We start from the raw sequence: 18,345 nt of genomic DNA, 5'->3' as shown, positions 1-18,345 counted from the left end.
GCGCGGAAACCCCATTCTCGCTTGCGAGGCCGGTCTCCGGGCTTGCGAGACTTGGCGCGTCGCCTTCCCATGACGTTGCACGGCTGATCCGCGCGCAGTCACAGTGGCCTGGAAAACCGGGGCCGGTTTTCCGAAAGACGCGCCCGCACTCGCCTACCGTTGCGGGGGCAGCACAGGCTTTTGGACCTGTTTCCCGTTTAACCCCGGCGCGTGGCCGCGCCGGAGCACCTTGAAGCGAACGGTCATTCTAACTAATGCATCGCCGGATCGCTTCCGGGCTGGTGAGCGCTTGCTGGCAGAACTGGGCAAAATATTCAAAAGAACATTCAAAAAGTCCCGTTACCAGTTGACTTTGCTAGATTTTCAAAACTATAGTGTGCCTATGGAAGCTGACCTCAACGCACTCGATCAGAAGATTCATCAGTTGGTGCAGCTGTGCCAGCGGCTCCGCAAGGACAACAGCGAGCTGCGGCAGCAACTCGCCAGCGCGCGCAACGAGAACAAGCGACTGGCGGAAAAGATCGGCGCCGCCAGGAACCGCCTCGAAGCGCTGCTGGAGCAGGTTCCCGAAGGTACCGAATGAGCAAACAAGCCTCAGGCCTGGACGTGACGATCCTCGGGCGACAGTTTCGCGTCTCGTGTACCGAGGAGGAAAAGAAAGATCTGCTCAAGGCCGTCGCCTATCTCGACCAGAAGATGCGCGAGATCCGGGACAGCGGCAAAGTGATCGGCATGGAGCGCATCGCCATCATGGCGGCGCTCAACATCGCCCATGAGCTGCTGTCGACGCGCGTCGACGGCGCTTTTGACATCGCGGAGCTGAAGCGTAGAATGGCCAGCATGCAGGCAGCCATCGATCAGGCGATGAACTCGCAGGACGAGCTGTTTTGAACGCTTCGATGTCCCCTGCGGTGCTTGTTCGGGCTTTGGATTCTCTGAACCAACACGATGATTCTGGTTGCCGACTCAAGCAGCGCTGTTGTGCGCGTCCAGTCCGGAAGCGCCTGATGCGCTCGGAAGGCGACCGCCCTTGAACCTTCGGTTCAAGACGTCGGCCTGACGGCATTCGCGGGGGGCTCCCCATTTCCGACACAGGCGGCTCGGCCGCTTTCTCGTCGCGCGTACCCGCTCATGCGCTACTGGCTCATGAAGTCCGAGCCCGACGTGTTCAGCGTCGACGACCTTGCCGATCGACCGAACCGCACCGAGCCTTGGACCGGAGTGCGCAACTACCAGGCGCGCAACTTCATGCGCGATGAAATGAAGGTCGGCGACCTCGCCTTCTTCTACCACTCCAGCTGCCCGCAGCCCGGAATCGTCGGCATCGTCCGGATAGCCCGGCTCGCCTATCCGGATCCGACCCAGTTCGATCCCGCGAGCGAGTATTACGATCCCAAAGCCACGCGCCACAGCCCGCGCTGGTACAACGTAGACGTGACTCTGGTGGAAAAGACGCGCCTGATCTCGCTGCAAGAGCTGCGCTCGCACCGCGCGCTTCGGTCGATGCAGGTGCTCAGGCGCGGCAACCGGCTCTCGATTACCCCGGTCAGCGAACGCGAGTGGGATCTCGTTCAAGGGCTTGTACGGCGCCGCGCGCAGGGATTTTCGGAGCATTCCCCGGAAATCAAGCGCTGAACGGCGCCCGATAATCGGGAGCACGCCCTGGTGGAGTGGTGGGTCGCTTATCTGATGATGGGCGTTGTGGTCGGCTTCTTCGCCGGCATGCTCGGAATCGGCGGCGGCGTACTGCTGGTTCCGCTGATGGTCTTCCTGTTTGCCGCCCAGGACTTCGCACCGGACCGCGTACTGCACCTGGCGCTCGGAACTTCACTCACCAGCATCGTCTTCACGTCCTTGGCCAGCTTGCGCGCGCATCATCGTCATGGGGCCGTGCGCTGGGACATCGTGCGCCGCGCGGCGCCGGGGCTGGTGATCGGCACGCTGGTGGGAACCTTCGTCGCGGAAGCGCTCAGATCTAGATATCTGGCGGTCATTTTCGTCGCGTTCGTCTACTACTCCGCCGCCCAAGTGTTTCTCGACATCCGGCCGGAACCATCGCGGCAATTGCCGGGGCCGGTCGGCATGTGGATCGCCGCGGTGCTGGTCGGCGTAATGTCCAGCCTGGTTGGTGCCGGCGGAGGCGTGATCTCGATCCCGCTGATGACCTTGTGCAACGTCCCGATGCGCAACGCCGTCGGGACATCGGCTGCGCTCGGGCTGCCGATCGCCGCGGCGGGCGCGGCCGGATACATTTTCCACGGGCTGGATCTGGATCTTCTGCCGCCTTGGAGCATGGGCTATGTATACCTGCCGGCGCTGGTTGGGATCGTGCTCGGCACCTTCGTCACCGTCCCGCTCGGCGCCCGGGCGGCGCATCGCATGCCGGTTCCGTTGTTGAAGAAAATCTTCGCCGTGGTTCTCTTCCTGCTCGCCTCACGCATGTTGTGGTCGCTTTTCGCGGCCTGATCGCCGTGCCTCCACGCTCGCGCTGCGCGCGCCGAGCGGTTCATCGACGCCGAAAGTCAGCGGCGGCGAAACCAGCCGGTGAGGCTCCAGCGATCGCGCTGCGCCGGCAGAACTTCGTGTTCGAAGCGATCGCTGAGCAGACAGACCAGTCTGCCACCCTGTGGCATGACATCGAGCGCTCGACCCTCCAGGTCCAGATAAATGCGCAAAGCCCCGCCATCTTCAGCGCGCCACGCGTCGTTCAGATACAGCACACAGGTGAGTGCGCGTCTGGAATCCCCTCGCAGCTGGTCCAGATGTCTACGATAGAAGGCGCCCGGCGGGTAGTGCGCGAAATGACACTCGAGTTCGAACAGCCCGAGAAACAGTCTGCGGTTGAGCACAAGACGCAATGCTTCGAAGCGCGCCAACACCGCCGAAACACCCGGTGATGCGTGCTCCGGATCCAACCACGCGATCCGGTCGCTGCGCTCGGTGCCGCATACTTCCGCCGACTTGCCCACGCCCGCTGGACGGAAGCGTCCCACCGCCTGCAACGAGAGCAAAGCCGCGCGCAGTGCGGCCAGCTCTTCTTCATCGATAAATCCGGCGCGGATCGAATAGCCGGCGGTCGCAATGTCCTCGGCGAGCGATTCGGCGAACTGCGCCGTTTCGCGGGCGTCGATCATGCCCGAGCGAAAAGTTCCCGCAGGAGGTTCTTCTGGACCTTGCCCATGGCGTTGCGCGGCAGCTCCGCTACGATGAACACACGCTTGGGAACCTTGTAGTTGGCGAGCTGCGATTTGAGTGCCGCGATGATTTCGTTTTCGTTCAGCACGGCGCCGGGCACGGCGACCACGACCGCGGTCACCGCCTCCCCGAAATCCGGGTGCGGCACACCCACCACCGCGGACTCCGCCACGCCCGGCAGGCGCTCCAGCACCGATTCCACTTCCCTCGGATAGACGTTGTAGCCGCCGCTGATGATGAGATCCTTGGCGCGTCCCACGATCGACAGATAACCGTCGCGGTCGAAGCTGCCGATATCGCCGGTACGAAACCAGCCGTCCGACGTGAACTCCTGCCTCGTGGCCTCCGGTCGACGCCAGTAGCCGGCGAAGACGTTGTCGCCCTTGACCTGGATCATGCCGGCCGCGCCGACAGGCAGCACCCGGTCCTCGGCATCGGCGACGCGCACGCTCACACCCGGAAGGGGGAATCCCACGGTGCCGGGCCGGCGTTCGCCGCTCAGCGGGTTGGACGCGATCATTCCCGCTTCCGACATGCCGTAGCGCTCCAGGATCCGCAAACCGGCGCGTGCCTCGAATTGCCCGAAGGTGTCCGGCAACAACGGTGCCGAACCGGAGATGAACAGACGCATGCCGGAGCACTGCGCACGCCCGAACTCGGACTCGGCCAGCAGCCGCGTGTAGTAAGTCGGGACTCCCATGAACACCGTGGCGCGCGGCAGGTCGCGCAACGCGGCACGCGGGTCGAATTTCCGCCGCCAGAGCATCTTCGCTCCCGAAAGCAGCGCGCAGTGGTTGGCGACAAACAGGCCGTGCACGTGGAACATCGGCAGTGCGTGCAGCAGCACGTCGCGATCGGTGAATCCCCAACTGCGGATCAGAGCCAGGGCGTTGGACAGCAGGTTGCGGTGGGTGACCATCGCGCCCTTGGGACGTCCGGTGGTCCCCGAGGTGTAGATGATGACCGCGAGCTGATCCGGCGCGACCCCGACCGTGTCGAAGTGCGCCGCGCACGTTTCGGCTGCCTCGCGCAGGCTCCCGGTGCCGGTCTCGTCCAACGTCAGCAGTCGCGATGCAGAACTTGCGCGCAGCAGCTCGGCCAGTTGCCCTTCGCGACCGATCTGCCCAACGACGAGGCGCGGTTCGGCATCCTGGAGGAAGTATTCCAGCTCGCTCCTCTGATAGGCGGTATTCAGCGGTACATACACCAGCCCGGCGCGCAGGCACGCCAGGTAGAAGAACAGCGCGTGGTGGCTTTTCTCCGTCTGCACCGCGACGCGATCACCCGGCGCGAGTCCCAGACCGACCATCAGGTTCGCATAACGCGCCGACCAGGCGTCGAGGTCGCCGTAACGGTATTGCGCACCGTCCTCGGTTTCCAGCGCGATTGCCTCGCTGCGCCGGGCATTCGCCTGTGCGATTGCCGCGTACAGGTTGGCGCCGCTCATGCGATTTCGTCCACCACGCCGGCAGTGAGCGCCGCTTCGATGCTTTCCTCGGCCGCCGGTGTCCGCAGTACCTCGGCGACTGCGCGCGGCGGCAGCGTTCTGACGAGGGTCGAGCGCGAGGCACTGACACGATCGGCTGGCGCGGCGAGCGCCACATAGATCGCGCCAGCGGCTTCGCCGCCGAGCCGCAGCCGCAGCCGCCCGCCGCCCGCCCTGAAGCTGGCCAGGCACAAGGCCAGGTGCGCGACGTATTGAGACAACCCCACAGCTTCGTCCAGGCGCGTGGTCGCCTGACCCGGAGAGTCGAGGGTGATTGCGAGATCTTCCGCCGGGCGATCGAGGACCGCATCGGCGGCCAGCCAGCATTCGAGCGCGCCGACCGCGCGCCCTGACCCGAACGCGCGCCAGGCGTCGCCCGGCGCGTGAACCGCCACGCCGGCCTTGGTCAGACGCTCGCGCAACCGTCGGTGCTCGGCGTGCAAGTCGATCGTCGGCCGGGCCGCCAGCAGCCCGGATAGAGCGGTGCGCAGCGCTGGACCATTGTCGTCGCAAATCCGCTCGAACAGGCGAGCGCCGTGTCGCGCCGAGACACCCAGCAGCCTTTGCACGGCGTCACGGTCGGAGGCGTCGAGTTCGGTCACTCCACCCAGCGCCTGGATGATCCCCGGCCCGGACAGACCGAAACGAGCACCGGCCAGAGCGAATCTTTGCGCGCAGGCGCAAGCCAGCAGGCTGGCGCCGCCAAAGCAGTCGCCAGTGATGACCGCTGCCATCGGCACGCCGGCCAGGCGCGCCTCCAGCGCTGCCGCGAACAGACGCCGGAACGCGCCCAAGGCCGAGAGGCCCTCGTCGAGCTTCGCTCCAGCCGACTCGAGAAGCAGCACGACCGCCTGCCCATCCCTGCACGCCTGGCTGAGCAGATTGCGCAGCGCGCCGCTTTCGGCCGCGCCAAGCGCTCCGCCGGCGCGTGTGCGGTCGGTCACGGCCAGGAGCACCGGCCGCAGCGCCAGGCGCCCGCGCGCGAGCCACAGGCTGCCGGCAGACGATTGCGCCTCGAGCGCGCCGGGATCGAGTAGCGCTTCAGCCCTCTCGGCCACGGGAAGGGCCGAGAAACGCGTTGTGTTGCTCAGAGCCCGCACCACCGTCGCGTGATTTCCTCGTAGGCTGCCACCGCGACTCCGATGCGCTCCACGACGCAGTACTCGTCGGTCTGATGCGCCATCTGGGGCTCTCCCGGTCCCAGAATTACGATGGGCGGCGAGCGATAGGCGCCGACGAGCGCCGCTGCGTCGGTGAAATAGCTGGCGGTCTTCGGTTCCGGCCGCACGCCCAGATGCGACTGCATGACGTCGAACACCTCCTGTACCCAGGGATCGTCCGGTGGCGTGTACACCGGCGCAAGGTCGAGCAGGACCTCGAGCTCCACGTCCGATCCCAGCGCACGCTGCAACTGCGCCTTCAGTTCAGCATGACTGGCGGAGGGCACGCTGCGGATGTCGATGGCGATCACCGCTTCGTCGGGGACGGAATTGATGTTGAGTCCTCCGCGAATGGTGCCCACGTTGAGCGTGGACTGTCCCATCAGTGCGTGCGCCGGGTCGGCGAAGCGGAACTTCTCCAGCGCGCCGAGCGCCCGGCCAGCCTTGTAGATCGCGTTGACGCCCTTTTCCGGCATCGAGCCGTGCGCGGTGACGCCGCGGGTGCGTGCGAGAAGCCAGAAAGCCCCTTTGTGACCGACCAAGGGATAGTTCGAGGTGGGTTCGCCCACGAGCACTGCACCGGCTTGCCCGAGCGCGCCTTTGCGCACGAGATCGAAGGCCCCTTGGCATCCGGTTTCCTCACCCGCGGTGATGACCAGCTCCAGGCCGGCGCTGCGCTCGAGCCGGCGTCCGAGCCGCACGGCTGCGGTGACGAACGCGGCCACGCCGCACTTCATGTCGCTCGTGCCGCGCCCGTAGAGCCGTCCGGCGTGCGTCTCTCCGGCGAACGGATCCTTGCACCAGGCAGCCGCTCCCAGCGGCACCGTGTCGATATGGCCGGTGAAGCACAGCGGCTTGTTCCGCACCCCGCCGCCGATGCGCGCCACCAGGTTCGCGCGCTTGTCGCCGAGTTTGTGGTAGGCCACCGAGAAGCCCACGCTCTCCAGCAGGGCACCCAGACGCCGCGCGCACGCCTCCTCGTCTCCGGGCGGGTTGATCGTGTTCATGCGCACGATCTCCCGGGTCAGTTGCACGGCATCAACCGTGGAATTCATCGTCCTCGACTCCTTCAGTGACCGAAGTAGGCCGCACGCACTTGCGGATCGTCCCTGAGCGCGCCGGCCTCGCCCTGTGCGACGATCCGTCCCTGCGCCAGCACGTAGCCGCGGTGAGCCACCTCGAGCGTCCGGCGCACATTCTGCTCCACCAGCAGCACCGTGATGCCGCTGTCGTTGATGCGGCGGATTACGTTGAAATTCTCCTTCACGTACAGCGGCGAAAGGCCGAGCGAAGGCTCGTCGAAGATGAGCAGCCGCGGGGCGGACATCATCCCGCGCCCAATCGACAGCATCGCCTGTTCACCGCCCGACAGGGTCCCCGCGAGCTGCGCGGCGCGCTCTTTGAGTCTCGGGAAAATGGCATAGACCTGCGCCAGCCGCTGCGCGATACGGGCCTTGTCGTCTTCCCGATAAGCGCCCACCCGGAGATTTTCCTCTACCGTCATGGCCGGAAAGACGCGCCGCCCTTCTGGCACGCAGGCAATGCCCAGCCGAATGATCTCGTGGGTCGAAAGTCGGGTGATCTCGCGTCCGTCGAACACGATCCGCCCCGCTCGCGCAGGGGTCAGTCCGAGCACCGCGCGGATGAGCGTGGTCTTGCCGGCACCGTTGGCCCCCAGCAGACAGGTGATCGTGCCCGGCCGCACCTGCAGAGAAACGCCGGCCAGCACGTCGGCCTGATCATAGCCCGCCACCACGTCTTCGAGCACGAGCCCTGCGCTCACGTCAGTCTTCGCCCAGGTAGGCGGCGCGCACCTTGGGATCGGCGGCCACGTCCCGATAAGTCCCGCGCGCGATGGTCTGGCCGTAGTTGAGCACGACGCACCGATCGGTCACGCGCTCGATCACGCCCATCTCGTGCTCGATCAAGACCATGGCGAGCCGCGGCAGGCGCTCCCGGCACGCGAGCAAGTCGTCCATCAGGGCGCGCGTTTCCTCGTGCGTCATCCCGGCCGAGGGCTCGTCCAGCAGCAAAATCGCAGGCTCGCTGATCAGTGCCCGACAAACTTCGACCCGGCGGCGATCGATCATCGGCAGCTGCGACACCGGATCGAACAGCCGGCGAGCGAGCGGCGCGCTGAAGCGCTCCAGCAACGCGCGGGCTTGGGCGACGTTGTGCTCGATCTGCCGCCTCAGCCGGCGCCGGCCGATCAGGTTGCCGAGCAGTCCGTGGTCCAGACGACGATGGTTGCCGATCATCAAATTGTCGAACACCGACAGTTGCAGCGCGAGTCGGAGGCGTTGGAACGTGCGCGTCACCCCAGCCTGGTAGATGCGCTGCGGCGGCAGTCCCGTGATCGCGCGGCCGTGCAGGTGGATCTCTCCGGCCGCCGGCCGATAGATGCCGGTGAGAGCGTTGAAAAACGTCGTCTTGCCCGAGCCGTTCGGGCCGATCAGCCCGACCATTTCTCCCTGCTCCAGCTCGAAGTCGAAGGCATCGAGCGCGGTCAGGCCGCCGAAACGGACGGTCAGGCCCCGCACCTGAAGCAACGCTTGTGTCACCATCGCCGCCAGCCGGGAAAGTATTGGCGCATGCGCCTCGGCAGCAGGCCCTCGGGCCGAAAGCGCAGGATCACGATCACCAGGGCCGCAAACAGCAGCAGTCGATATTCCTGGATCACCTGCAGCTTTTCCGGCAGCACCACGACCAGCAGCGCGGCGGGAACGACACCCAGTGGATTGCCGCTGCCACCGAGCAGCACGATCGCCACCAGCAGCAGCGAATCGCCGAAGGTGAAACTGGCGGGCGCGACGAAGCCGGCCATCATCGCGTAGAGGGCGCCGGCCATCCCGGCCAGCAGATTGCCGGCCGTGAAGGCGAGGATCTTCCAGCGCGCGACGTCGATGCCGAAGGCGGATGCCGCGATCTCGTCGCTGCGCACGGCATCCAGGCTCAACCCGATCCAAGAACGTTCGATGCGCTTGACCATCACATAAGCCGCCAAGGCCAGCGCAAGCGCGGCCAGCGTGTAGCCGAAGTAAAACGAGGCCTCGCGCTCCGCTCCCAATGGAATCGGGTCATTGAACGACCAGCCAGCAACCTGCAACCCCGGAACTTTGAGCCCCTGCGGGCCGCCCAGCGCGTCGTTCACCTCGAGAAACGTGCGAAACAAAATGCCGAAGGCAATCGTGATCAACGCGGCATAGTGGCCACGGGTGCGCAACATCGGCAGGATGAGCAGAGAGCCGATCAGGGCCGCCAGCAGACCGCCAGCCGGAAGAATCAGCAAGTGAGGCAGACCGGTGTGCTGCGCCAGCACGGCGGCGCTGTAGGCCCCGATACCAAAGAACGCGGCGCCTGCGAAATTCACCACGCCCGCGTAGCCGAATTGCAGCGTAAGTCCCAGACACACTGTGATGTAGAGCGCCACGGTCGCCAGCATCAGCAACGCGAAATGCTGGCCGTGCAGCACCGCCATCCCACCGAGCGCAACGATCAGGACACTGATCAGCGCCAGGCGCGGGCGCGCGTCGGCCGTCGCTTGCACGCGCGCGATGAAGCCCAGGCGCCCGGCGGCCAGCAACCCGGCCACCAGCAGAAGCGCCAGCAGCGCGATCTCCCACTGCGCCTCCAGCCACAGGAATAGCACCACGAACAGCCCGCAAGCAGGGGCCGCGACCCCCAGCGGCCAGAATGCCGGGGGCGCGCCGGCTGACCTCATACGCGCTCGGCGCTGCGCTCGGCGATCAGCCCGGTCGGCTTCCACGCCATCAGCGCGATGATGCAGGCAAAGGCAAAAACGTCCTTGTAAGCCGGCACGGAAAACCAGATCGCACCGACCGTTTGCAGAGCCGCGAACAGAAACCCGCCGATGATCGCCCCGTATAGGCTGCCCAGGCCGCCGACGACGGCGGCGCTGAAACCGATCACGCCGAGCAGAAGACCCATGCTGAAGTTCACTTCGTTGTAGTACAGGCCGTTTGCCACGCCGGCGAGCGCGGCCAGTGCCGAACCCAGGGCGAAAGTCAGCACAACCACGCGCTCGAAATCGATGCCCATGACCTGCGCGGTTTCGGCGTCCTGCGCCACGGCGCGGATCGCCAATCCCAATCGAGTGCGCCGAATCAGCCAGTGGACGGCGACGATCGCGCCCACTCCGATACCGACCAGCAGCACGCTGTCCAGCCGCAGGGTGAAGTTACCCCAAGTCAGCGCCTCGGTCGGCAACAGACGCGGGAACGGCTTCGGATTCGAGCCGCCTGGATAGAAAAGCCGCACCGCTTCGCGCAGCGCCAAGCCGAACATCAGGGTGATGAGCAGCGTGTTGAGCGAGGGCGCGCGTTTCAGTGGAATGATAAGAAACTTGGCGACCGCGGCGCCGAGCAGGGCCATCGCGGCCATTGCGCTGAGCGCGAGCAGCATTGCCGCCATGACCCCATGACCCGCGTCCATGGCCTGCAGGCCACCGAATACGGCGAGCGCGGTGAACGCGCCGGCCATCACCACGTCGCCGTGCGAGAACTTGATCACGTCCAGCACCCCGAAGAACAGCGTGAAGCCCACGGCGACCATCGCGTAGATGACGCCGAGGACCACTCCGTTCAGCACATACTGTCCGGCGAAACCCAAGTCCATCGAACAGGCTGCCCGCTCAGGGACGCGGCAGTTTGCGCCGGCCCTTCGCGTATTCGCTGTCCTCCCACACGGCCCACCTGCCATCCTGGACGACAAACTTGGTAATCAGCGGGACGCTGTTCTGACCGTGATCGTCGAAGGTGATCTTGCCGACGATGGAGTCGCGATCGCGCGTGGCATTCAGCTCCTTGACTACCTTGCGCCGATCGGGACCCACTTTCTCGATCGCATCCATGATGAGATTCGCGGCGGCGAAGGCAAACGGCCCGTAGGCTTCCGGCGGCTCACCATAGTTATGCCGGGCATACTGCTCGAGAAAGACCTTGCCGCCGGGCAGCTTCTCGGCTGGCGCTCCTTCCCGGAACGCGAGCGTGCCCTCGGCCAGCGGGCCGAGTCCTTCGATGAAGGCATCCGAGACAATGCCTGAGGTACCCTGGAAAGCCGCCTTGATACCGAGCCGGTCCATCTGCGAGCGGATACGCACGCCGATCGGGGTCAGTCCGCCGAAATAGATCACTTCCGGCCTGAGCTCCTTGATCTTGGTGAGTTCGGCGTTGAAGTCCTGCTGATCGGCCCCGACCGGGAAAGTGCCGAGGATCTGCCCGCCGTGTTTGCGCAGCGCCTCGGAGAAATAGCGGTTGTGCCCCTTGCCGTAATCGGTGGTGTCGTGGATCAGCGCCCAGCGCCGGTACTTCAGTCCGGTCATGAACTGTGCGGCCACCTCGTTCTGATTGATCATCGTGCCGTTGACGCGATGCACTTCGTCGAAGTCGTTCTTGTAAGTGATGTCGGGCAACACTGCCCCCCAGACGACGACCGGCAGCCCGAAGCGGTGATAGACATCCACGGTCCCCATCGCCACGGTCGAACAGTAATGCGCGACGGCCGCGATCACCTTGCGATCCGCCGCCGCCTTGGTCGCAACCTGCACGCCGATGTTGGGTTTGCACTCGTCGTCCAGCACCAGGAGCTCGTAGCGATACTTCGCTCCGGGCTCGGCGTTGCGAAGCCGCACTGCGAGATCCGCGGAGTTGCGCCCGCCCAGCCCGTTTGCCGCGACCCCACCGGTCAGCGGCCCGATGAACGCGATGCGCACGGTCTGCTTCGCGGGCGCCGCACCCGCCATCACGAGGCCGATCAGCAAACCCAGAGCCAGAATCAATATGCGCATGGTGTGCACTCCGCGACCGAGGCCAATTCAGGAAAGGCTGCGAGCCTATGAGCAGGCTCACCGCCTTGTCAACGCGAGACCCCAGCGGCAAGCAGACAAAAAAAGCGGCATGACCGCTCCTGTGTAGCTGCCGGCAGTACCGAAAGCGGCTATTTCTTGCGCAGCTTGCGGATCGCCGCCAGTTGTGCCGCGAGCATGGCGAGTTCGGCCTCGACGGTGGCCACCTCCTGCTTGTCCTTGGCGCTGCGCAGCGCTTCCTCGGCGCGCTTTTGCGCTTCCAGCGCCTTGGCCTCGTCCAGATCGTGACCGCGGATCGCGGTATCGGCCAGCACCGTCACGACCGAGGGCTGCACCTCCAGAATCCCGCCAGCCACGAAGATCAGGCTCTCCTCTCCGCCGCCCGCCGGCTGAATGCGCACAGCGCCGGGCTTGATCCGTGTGATCAGCGGCGTGTGCCGCGGATAGATGCCCAGCTCCCCGGCCTCGCCCGGCAGCACGACGAATTCCGCTTCGCCGGAGAAGATGGACTCCTCCGCACTCACCACGTCGACGTGGATGGTGTTGGCCATTGGACTACCCCCGTGCGCCCGGCGTCACTGCAGCGTCTTCGCCTTTTCGAAGGCTTCCTCGATACCGCCCACCATGTAGAAGGCCTGCTCCGGCAACTGATCGCATTCGCCGTTGACGATCATCTTGAACCCGCGGATCGTATCCTTCAGCGGCACGAACTTGCCCGGCGTACCGGTGAACACCTCGGCCACGTGGAAAGGCTGGGACAGAAAGCGCTGGATCTTGCGCGCGCGCGCCACCGCCAGCTTGTCTTCCGGGGAGAGCTCGTCCATCCCGAGGATGGCGATGATGTCGCGCAGCTCCTTGTAGCGCTGCAGCGTGGCCTGTACCGCGCGCGTGGTGTTGTAGTGCTCCTCGCCGATGATGTTGGGATCGACCTGGCGCGAGGTGGAGTCGAGTGGATCCACGGCCGGATAGATGCCGAGCGCGGCAATGTCGCGCGAGAGCACTACGGTGGCGTCCAAGTGCCCGAACGTCGTGGCCGGCGAGGGATCGGTCAGATCGTCCGCCGGCACGTAGATCGCCTGCACCGAGGTGATCGAGCCCACCTTGGTCGACACGATGCGTTCCTGGAGCTTGCCCATCTCTTCGGCGAGCGTGGGCTGATACCCCACCGCCGAGGGCATCCGGCCAAGCAGAGCCGAGACCTCGGTACCGGCCAACGTGTAGCGGTAGATGTTGTCGACGAAAAAGAGAATGTCGCGGCCCTCGTCGCGGAACTTCTCCGCCATGGTCAGTCCGGAGAGCGCCACGCGCAGGCGGTTGCCCGGCGCCTCGTTCATCTGGCCGAAGACCATGGCCACTTTCGACTCGCCCAGGTTGTCGAGCTTGATGACGCCGGCCTCGGACATTTCATGGTAGAAGTCATTGCCTTCGCGGGTGCGCTCGCCCACCCCCGCGAACACCGACAGGCCCGAGTGCTGCTTGGCGATATTGTTGATCAGCTCCAGCATGTTCACCGTCTTGCCCACGCCGGCGCCGCCGAACAGTCCGATCTTGCCCCCCTTGGCAAATGGGCAGATCAGGTCGATGACCTTGATCCCGGTCTCGAGCAATTCCACCGAGGGCGACAGTTCCACGAACTGCGGCGCGGGCTGGTGAATCGGCCGCCGTTCGTCGGCCTTGATCGGCCCGGCTTCGTCGATCGGCCGGCCCAGCACGTCCATGATGCGGCCCAGAGTGCCGTGGCCCACCGGTACCGAGATCGGCGCCCCGGTGCTCCTGACCTTCATTCCGCGCCGCAGCCCGTCGCTGGAGCCGAGCGCGATGCAGCGCACGACGCCATCGCCCAGCTGCTGCTCGACTTCGAAAGTCAGTCCCTTCTCCGCCAGGCTGGTGTCGCCGGAATCCTCCAGCACCAGCGCGTCGTAAACCCTGGGCATCGCCTCGCGCGGAAATTCGATGTCGATCACCGCACCGATGCACTGAACGATGGTTCCGCTTGCTTGTGTCATGAGTATCTGTCCATTCGAATCCGATTCTGTCCGAGACTCAGACCGCCGCGGCCCCCCCGACGATCTCGGCCAGCTCCTTGGTGATGGCGGCCTGCCGCGACTTGTTGTAAATCAGCGTCAGCTCGTCGATCAGGTTGGCCGCATTGTCCGAAGCGGCCTTCATCGCGACCATCCGTGCCGACTGCTCCGAGGCCATGTTCTCCGCGACCGCCTGGTAGATGAGCGCCTCCACGTAGCGCATCAGCACCTGGTCGAGGACCGTCTTGGCCTCGGGCTCGTAGATATAGTCCCACGATCCCTCCGGCACCCCGAGCCGTTCTCCGCTCAGGGGCAGCAACTGCTCCATCACCGGCTCCTGCTTCATCGTGTTGATGAAGCGCGTATAGAACAGCACGACGCGATCGAAGCGATCTTGCGTGTAGCCGTCCAGCATCACCTTGACCGCACCGATCAGCTGCTCGAGCCGCGGCCGGTCGCCCAGCCCGGTAACCTGAGAGGCAATGTTGGCGCCCAGGCGCTGCATGAAGCTCAGGCCCTTGGTGCCGATGCAGCAGACGTCGATCGCCTCGCCCTCTGCCTGCCACTCCTTGTACTGGTTGAGCAGCAGCCGCAGCACGTTGGTGTTTAGCGCGCCGCACAGACCCTTGTCTGTGGTCACGACAATCACGCCCACGCGCTTGACCGTGTCGCGCTCGATCAGGAACGGATGGCGGTATTCCGGATTGGCGTGCGATATGTGCGCCGCGACGTTGCGGATCTTCTCCGAATAGGGCCGCGCCGTGCGCATGCGCTCCTGGGCCTTGCGCATCTTGGAGGCCGCGACCATTTCCATGGCCTTGGTGATCTTGCGCGTGTTCTGCACGCTGCGGATCTTGGCTCGAATCTCCTTGGTGCCTGCCATGTTCTTCGTTCCGGGCTTCTGGATGTGGTCAGTACGAACCGTTCTTCTTCCAGTCCTGGATCGCCGCCGTCAAGGCCTTTTCGTCCTCGCCGGACAGGTCCTTCTTCTCCTCCATGCGCTTGACGAGGTCTGCGTACTTGCCCTTCAAATAGTCGCGCATCGATTTCTCAGCGGCCAGCGCCTTCTTCACGTCGATATCGTCGAAGAAGCCGTTGTTCACCGCGAACAGGGTCAACGCCATCTCCCAGACCTGCAGCGGCTGATACTGCGGCTGCTTCATGAGTTCCATTACCCGGCGGCCGCGTTCGAGCTGTCTGCGCGTAGCCTCGTCCAGGTCCGACGCGAACTGCGCGAACGCGGCCAGCTCGCGATACTGCGCGAGCGCCAGACGCACGCCGCCGCCGGTGTCCTTGCGCTTCATGATCTTGGTCTGTGCCGCGCCGCCCACGCGCGACACGGAGATGCCGGCGTTGATCGCCGGGCGGATGCCGGCGTTGAACAGATCGGTCTCGAGAAAGATCTGGCCATCGGTGATCGAGATCACGTTCGTCGGCACGAACGCCGACACGTCGCCTGCTTGCGTCTCGATGATGGGCAGCGCAGTGAGCGTCCCCGTCTTGCCCTTGACCGCGCCCTTGGTGAAGCGCTCGACGTACTGCTCGTTCACGCGGGCCGCCCGCTCCAGCAGCCGCGAGTGCAGGTAGAACACGTCGCCCGGATAGGCTTCGCGCCCGGGCGGGCGGCGCAGGAGCAGCGAAATCTGGCGATAGGCCCACGCCTGCTTTGTCAGGTCATCGTAGATGATCAGCGCGTCCATTCCGCGATCGCGGAAGTACTCGCCCATCGTGCAGCCCGCATAGGGAGCGATGTATTGCATCGCCGCGGACTCCGATGCGGAGGCAGCCACCACGATGGTGTAGCTCATGGCGCCGTGCTCTTCGAGCTTGCGCACCACGTTGGCGATGGTGGAGGCCTTCTGGCCGATCGCCACGTAGATGCAGAACAGGTCCTTGCCCTTCTGGTTGATGATGGTGTCCACCGCGACCGCCGTCTTGCCGGTCTGGCGATCTCCGATGATGAGCTCTCGCTGGCCGCGCCCGATCGGCACCATCGAGTCGATCGCCTTCAGCCCGGTCTGTACCGGTTGCGAGACCGACTTGCGCCAGATCACGCCGGGGGCGACCTTTTCGATGACGTCGGTTTCCTCGGCGTTGATCGGGCCCTTGCCGTCGATCGGCTGGCCGAGCGCGTTGACCACCCGCCCGATCAGGCCCATGCCCACCGGCACTTCGAGAATGCGCCCCGTGCACTTCACGACGTCGCCTTCGGTGATGTGCTGGTAATCGCCGAGGACCACGGCGCCGACCGAGTCGCGCTCCAGATTCAGCGCGAGTCCGTAGGTGTTGCGCGGGAACTCGAGCATCTCGCCCTGCATCGCGTCGGACAGACCGTGGATGCGGCAAATGCCATCGGTAACCGATACCACGGTGCCCTGGGTGCGGGCCTCTGCAGCGGCGGCAAGATCCTGGATCTTGCTCTTGATCAGTTCGCTGATCTCGGACGGATTCAACTGCATGGATGGATGCTCCTATTTCGTGAGGGCCGCGGCCATTTTCTGCAACTTGCCGCGCACCGAGGCGTCCCAGACCTTGTCCCCGACCTGGATTCGGACGCCGCCGATCAGTTCGGGATCGATGGATACGGTCGGACTGATTTGCTTCTGATAGCGCCTGGACAGGAGCCGCACGATCTGCTCGAGCTGGCCGTCATCCAGAGGGAAAGCGCTGCTGATCCTGGCTTCCACCACGCCTTCGTCGTCGGCGCGCAGGTGCTCGTAGAGCTCACGGATGTGGGGCAGTGCTGGCAACCGGTGGTTGTGGGCCAGCACCTGGATCAGGTTGCGCGCCGCGCCGTCGATGCGCTCGCCGCACACCGACAGCATGATTCTTTCGACGTCGGCGGTGGTGACCTTGGGATTGGCGAGCGCCGCCTGCGTCTGCGGATCGGTATAGACGCCGGCCATGAGCGCCAGCATCTCGGACCATTTGGGCAGCTCGCCCCGCTCCTTGGCCAGAGCGAACACCGCCTCCGCATAGGGCCGCGCGATCGTGACCAACTCAGCCATCGCGAATTACCTGAGCTCGGCTTCCAGGCCTCGAAGCAGTTGGGCGTGTGCCCTGGCGTCAACTTCGCGGCGCAAGATCTTTTCCGCTCCGGCCAGCGCCAGCGCAGCCACCTGGGTGCGCAGCTGTTCGCGCGCGCGGTTGGCTTCCTGCTGGATCTCGGCTTTGGCCGCGGCCACGATGCGCTCGCCCTCGGCCTTGGCGTTGGCGCGCGCCTCTTCGATGACCTGCGCCGCGCGCTTCTCTGCCTGGGCGATGATCTCGCCGGCCTGGTCGCGCGCCTGCTGCAGCAGTTCCGCGGAACGCTTCGCGGCGAGCTCGAGGTCCTGACGACCGCGCTCTGCCGCGGCCAGGCCGTCCGCAATCTGCTTTTGGCGCTCGTGCATGGCCTTCTGCAGATACGGCCAGATGAACTTCATCGTGAGCCAGATGAACAGGGCAAACCACAGCATCTGGCCGAACAGAGTAGCGTTGATGTTCACGCTCGCCTCCCGAGCCGGGTAATGATGAGAAACGCTCAGCCGCCGATGGCCTGCTGCACGGCCGCAATGAACGGGTTGGCGAACAACAGATACAGCGCGATACCCACACCGATCATCGTCACCGCGTCGAGCAAGCCGGCCACGATGAACATCTTCACCTGCAGCGTCGGGATCATTTCCGGCTGGCGCGCAGACCCTTCGAGGAAACGCCCCCCGAGGATACCGAAGCCGATCGCGGTGCCCAGCGCGCCCATGCCGATCAGCAGCGCGACCGCGATTGCCGTCATGCCCAGAACCGATGCGATTTCCATTTTCTTCTCCTAAAGATTGCGGTACGAATGATCGATAGAGGTGAGTGAATCCGCGAAGCCTAGTGATGCTCGGCAGCCATGCTCATGTACACGATGGTGAGCATCATGAACACGAAAGCCTGCAGCGTAATGATCAGGATGTGAAACAGCGCCCAGCCCAGGCTCAGCGTGGCGCTGAACGGCGACCACAGCCAGCCGGCGCCGGCCCAGACCGCGAGCAGGATGAAAACCATCTCTCCGGCGTACATGTTGCCGAACAACCGCAGCGCCAGCGAAATCGGCTTGGCGACGTCCTCGATGATGCGGAACAGCAGATTGACCGGGAACAGCCACTTTCCGAAGGGCACGGTCAGGGCCTCGTGGAGAAATCCGCCAACGCCCTTGTACTTGAAGTTGAAGGCGATCATGATCGCAAAGACCGTGAGCGACATCGCGAAGGTCAGATTGGGGTCGGTGGTGGCGACAACCTTGAAATGCTCCACCCCGGCGGCATGCACGGCCATCGGGATGAAGTCCACCGGGATCAGGTCCATCGCATTCATCACGAACACCCAGATGAATATGGTGATCGCCAGCGGGGTGACCAAGGCGCTCTTGGCGTGAAAGGTGTCCTTGACCTGAGCGTCGACCATCGACACGACCATCTCGAAGAAGTTCTGCAGGCCACCCGGAACCGCACTGGTCGCGCGCCGCGCCACGCTCCACATCAGCCCGAACACCAGTAGCCCGAGCGCCCCGGAAACGATCAGCGTATCGAGGTGCAGACTCCAGAAACCGTGGCCGACATGAAGATTGGTGAGGTGGTGAACGATGTACTCGCTCGAGCTGGGCGCGACTTGTTCGGGCGTACTCATCTT

General features: G+C 64.9%; 21 protein-coding genes, 1 other RNA gene and 1 riboswitch. Of the genes, 5 read left to right on the top strand and 17 right to left on the bottom strand.

All coding sequences use genetic code 11. The features are described 5' to 3' along the window. Window positions 1-9 precede the first annotated feature (9 nt). Window positions 10-247, bottom strand: a riboswitch (cobalamin riboswitch). The 5 genes from VNM24_10305 (at window position 230) to VNM24_10285 (ending at window position 2,466) form a co-directional block, all read left to right on the top strand. Continuing rightward, window positions 230-583, top strand: a complete 354-nt coding sequence (locus VNM24_10305) for a hypothetical protein (protein HWQ38982.1) — start codon at window positions 230-232, stop codon at window positions 581-583. (Overlaps the previous riboswitch by 18 nt.) Then, a complete protein-coding gene (locus VNM24_10300) occupies window positions 580-891 on the top strand; it encodes a cell division protein ZapA (protein HWQ38981.1) in 312 nt (103 codons plus the stop codon). The genes VNM24_10305 and VNM24_10300 overlap by 4 nt, the downstream gene beginning before the upstream one ends. Window positions 892-900: 9 nt before the next feature. Then, window positions 901-1,079: non-coding RNA, 6S RNA (ssrS, locus tag VNM24_10295), on the top strand. Window positions 1,080-1,131: 52 nt separating this feature from the next. Beyond that, the gene (locus tag VNM24_10290) at window positions 1,132-1,635 is read left to right on the top strand and encodes an EVE domain-containing protein (GenBank protein HWQ38980.1); all 504 of its coding nucleotides are present in this window, start codon (window positions 1,132-1,134) and stop codon (window positions 1,633-1,635) included. Between the two features lie 30 nt (window positions 1,636-1,665). Beyond that, the gene (locus tag VNM24_10285; GenBank protein HWQ38979.1) at window positions 1,666-2,466 is read left to right on the top strand and encodes a sulfite exporter TauE/SafE family protein; all 801 of its coding nucleotides are present in this window, start codon (window positions 1,666-1,668) and stop codon (window positions 2,464-2,466) included. A 56-nt stretch (window positions 2,467-2,522) separates the two neighbouring features. On the opposite strand, the gene VNM24_10280 is transcribed toward VNM24_10285, so the two are convergent. The 17 genes from VNM24_10280 to atpB form a co-directional block, all read right to left on the bottom strand. Beyond that, the gene (locus VNM24_10280) at window positions 2,523-3,134 is read right to left on the bottom strand and encodes a 2OG-Fe(II) oxygenase (protein ID HWQ38978.1); all 612 of its coding nucleotides are present in this window, start codon (window positions 3,132-3,134) and stop codon (window positions 2,523-2,525) included. Beyond that, on the bottom strand, window positions 3,131-4,642 hold the full coding sequence (locus VNM24_10275) for a malonyl-CoA synthase (GenBank protein ID HWQ38977.1): 1,512 nt from the start codon (window positions 4,640-4,642) through the stop codon (window positions 3,131-3,133). The genes VNM24_10280 and VNM24_10275 overlap by 4 nt, the downstream gene beginning before the upstream one ends. After that, window positions 4,639-5,739, bottom strand: coding sequence for a biotin-independent malonate decarboxylase subunit gamma (locus VNM24_10270; GenBank protein HWQ38976.1), 1,101 nt, complete (start codon window positions 5,737-5,739; stop codon window positions 4,639-4,641). The genes VNM24_10275 and VNM24_10270 overlap by 4 nt, the downstream gene beginning before the upstream one ends. A gap of 29 nt (window positions 5,740-5,768) precedes the next feature. Beyond that, the gene (locus tag VNM24_10265) at window positions 5,769-6,896 is read right to left on the bottom strand and encodes a M20 family metallopeptidase (protein HWQ38975.1); all 1,128 of its coding nucleotides are present in this window, start codon (window positions 6,894-6,896) and stop codon (window positions 5,769-5,771) included. Between the two features lie 14 nt (window positions 6,897-6,910). Beyond that, complete coding sequence (locus tag VNM24_10260) at window positions 6,911-7,624, bottom strand: ABC transporter ATP-binding protein (protein HWQ38974.1); 714 nt, start codon at window positions 7,622-7,624, stop codon at window positions 6,911-6,913. A 1-nt stretch (window position 7,625) separates the two neighbouring features. Then, window positions 7,626-8,405, bottom strand: coding sequence for an ABC transporter ATP-binding protein (locus VNM24_10255; protein HWQ38973.1), 780 nt, complete (start codon window positions 8,403-8,405; stop codon window positions 7,626-7,628). Then, the gene (locus VNM24_10250) at window positions 8,399-9,562 is read right to left on the bottom strand and encodes a branched-chain amino acid ABC transporter permease (protein HWQ38972.1); all 1,164 of its coding nucleotides are present in this window, start codon (window positions 9,560-9,562) and stop codon (window positions 8,399-8,401) included. Before VNM24_10250 ends, VNM24_10255 begins: the two co-directional genes overlap by 7 nt. Then, entirely contained in the window at window positions 9,559-10,476 is a 918-nt protein-coding gene (locus VNM24_10245; protein ID HWQ38971.1) for a branched-chain amino acid ABC transporter permease, read from the bottom strand. Before VNM24_10245 ends, VNM24_10250 begins: the two co-directional genes overlap by 4 nt. A 16-nt stretch (window positions 10,477-10,492) precedes the next feature. Then, window positions 10,493-11,602 carry a branched-chain amino acid ABC transporter substrate-binding protein gene (locus VNM24_10240; GenBank protein ID HWQ38970.1) on the bottom strand — a complete coding sequence of 370 codons (1,110 nt, stop codon included), beginning with the start codon at window positions 11,600-11,602 and terminating at the stop codon, window positions 10,493-10,495. A 194-nt stretch (window positions 11,603-11,796) separates the two neighbouring features. Next, the gene (locus VNM24_10235; GenBank protein HWQ38969.1) at window positions 11,797-12,216 is read right to left on the bottom strand and encodes a F0F1 ATP synthase subunit epsilon; all 420 of its coding nucleotides are present in this window, start codon (window positions 12,214-12,216) and stop codon (window positions 11,797-11,799) included. A gap of 24 nt (window positions 12,217-12,240) precedes the next feature. Then, a complete protein-coding gene (gene atpD / locus VNM24_10230; protein ID HWQ38968.1) occupies window positions 12,241-13,671 on the bottom strand; it encodes a F0F1 ATP synthase subunit beta in 1,431 nt (476 codons plus the stop codon). A gap of 37 nt (window positions 13,672-13,708) precedes the next feature. After that, on the bottom strand, window positions 13,709-14,572 hold the full coding sequence (gene atpG, locus VNM24_10225; protein HWQ38967.1) for a F0F1 ATP synthase subunit gamma: 864 nt from the start codon (window positions 14,570-14,572) through the stop codon (window positions 13,709-13,711). Between the two features lie 28 nt (window positions 14,573-14,600). Further along, entirely contained in the window at window positions 14,601-16,148 is a 1,548-nt protein-coding gene (gene atpA / locus VNM24_10220; protein HWQ38966.1) for a F0F1 ATP synthase subunit alpha, read from the bottom strand. 12 nt (window positions 16,149-16,160) lie between these two features. Continuing rightward, on the bottom strand, window positions 16,161-16,697 hold the full coding sequence (locus tag VNM24_10215; GenBank protein HWQ38965.1) for a F0F1 ATP synthase subunit delta: 537 nt from the start codon (window positions 16,695-16,697) through the stop codon (window positions 16,161-16,163). Window positions 16,698-16,703: 6 nt separating this feature from the next. After that, a complete protein-coding gene (locus tag VNM24_10210) occupies window positions 16,704-17,177 on the bottom strand; it encodes a F0F1 ATP synthase subunit B (GenBank protein HWQ38964.1) in 474 nt (157 codons plus the stop codon). A 35-nt stretch (window positions 17,178-17,212) separates the two neighbouring features. After that, window positions 17,213-17,488, bottom strand: coding sequence for a F0F1 ATP synthase subunit C (gene atpE / locus VNM24_10205; protein HWQ38963.1), 276 nt, complete (start codon window positions 17,486-17,488; stop codon window positions 17,213-17,215). 59 nt (window positions 17,489-17,547) lie between these two features. Further along, entirely contained in the window at window positions 17,548-18,342 is a 795-nt protein-coding gene (atpB, locus tag VNM24_10200; protein ID HWQ38962.1) for a F0F1 ATP synthase subunit A, read from the bottom strand. Between the last annotated feature and the right edge of the window lie 3 nt (window positions 18,343-18,345).

The sequence above is a fragment of the Burkholderiales bacterium genome, from assembly GCA_035560005.1.
GTDB lineage: Bacteria > Pseudomonadota > Gammaproteobacteria > Burkholderiales > Eutrophovitaceae > DASRFY01.
Note: the sequence above shows the minus strand (reverse complement) of the source record. Positions and strands in the feature narration are given on the sequence as shown.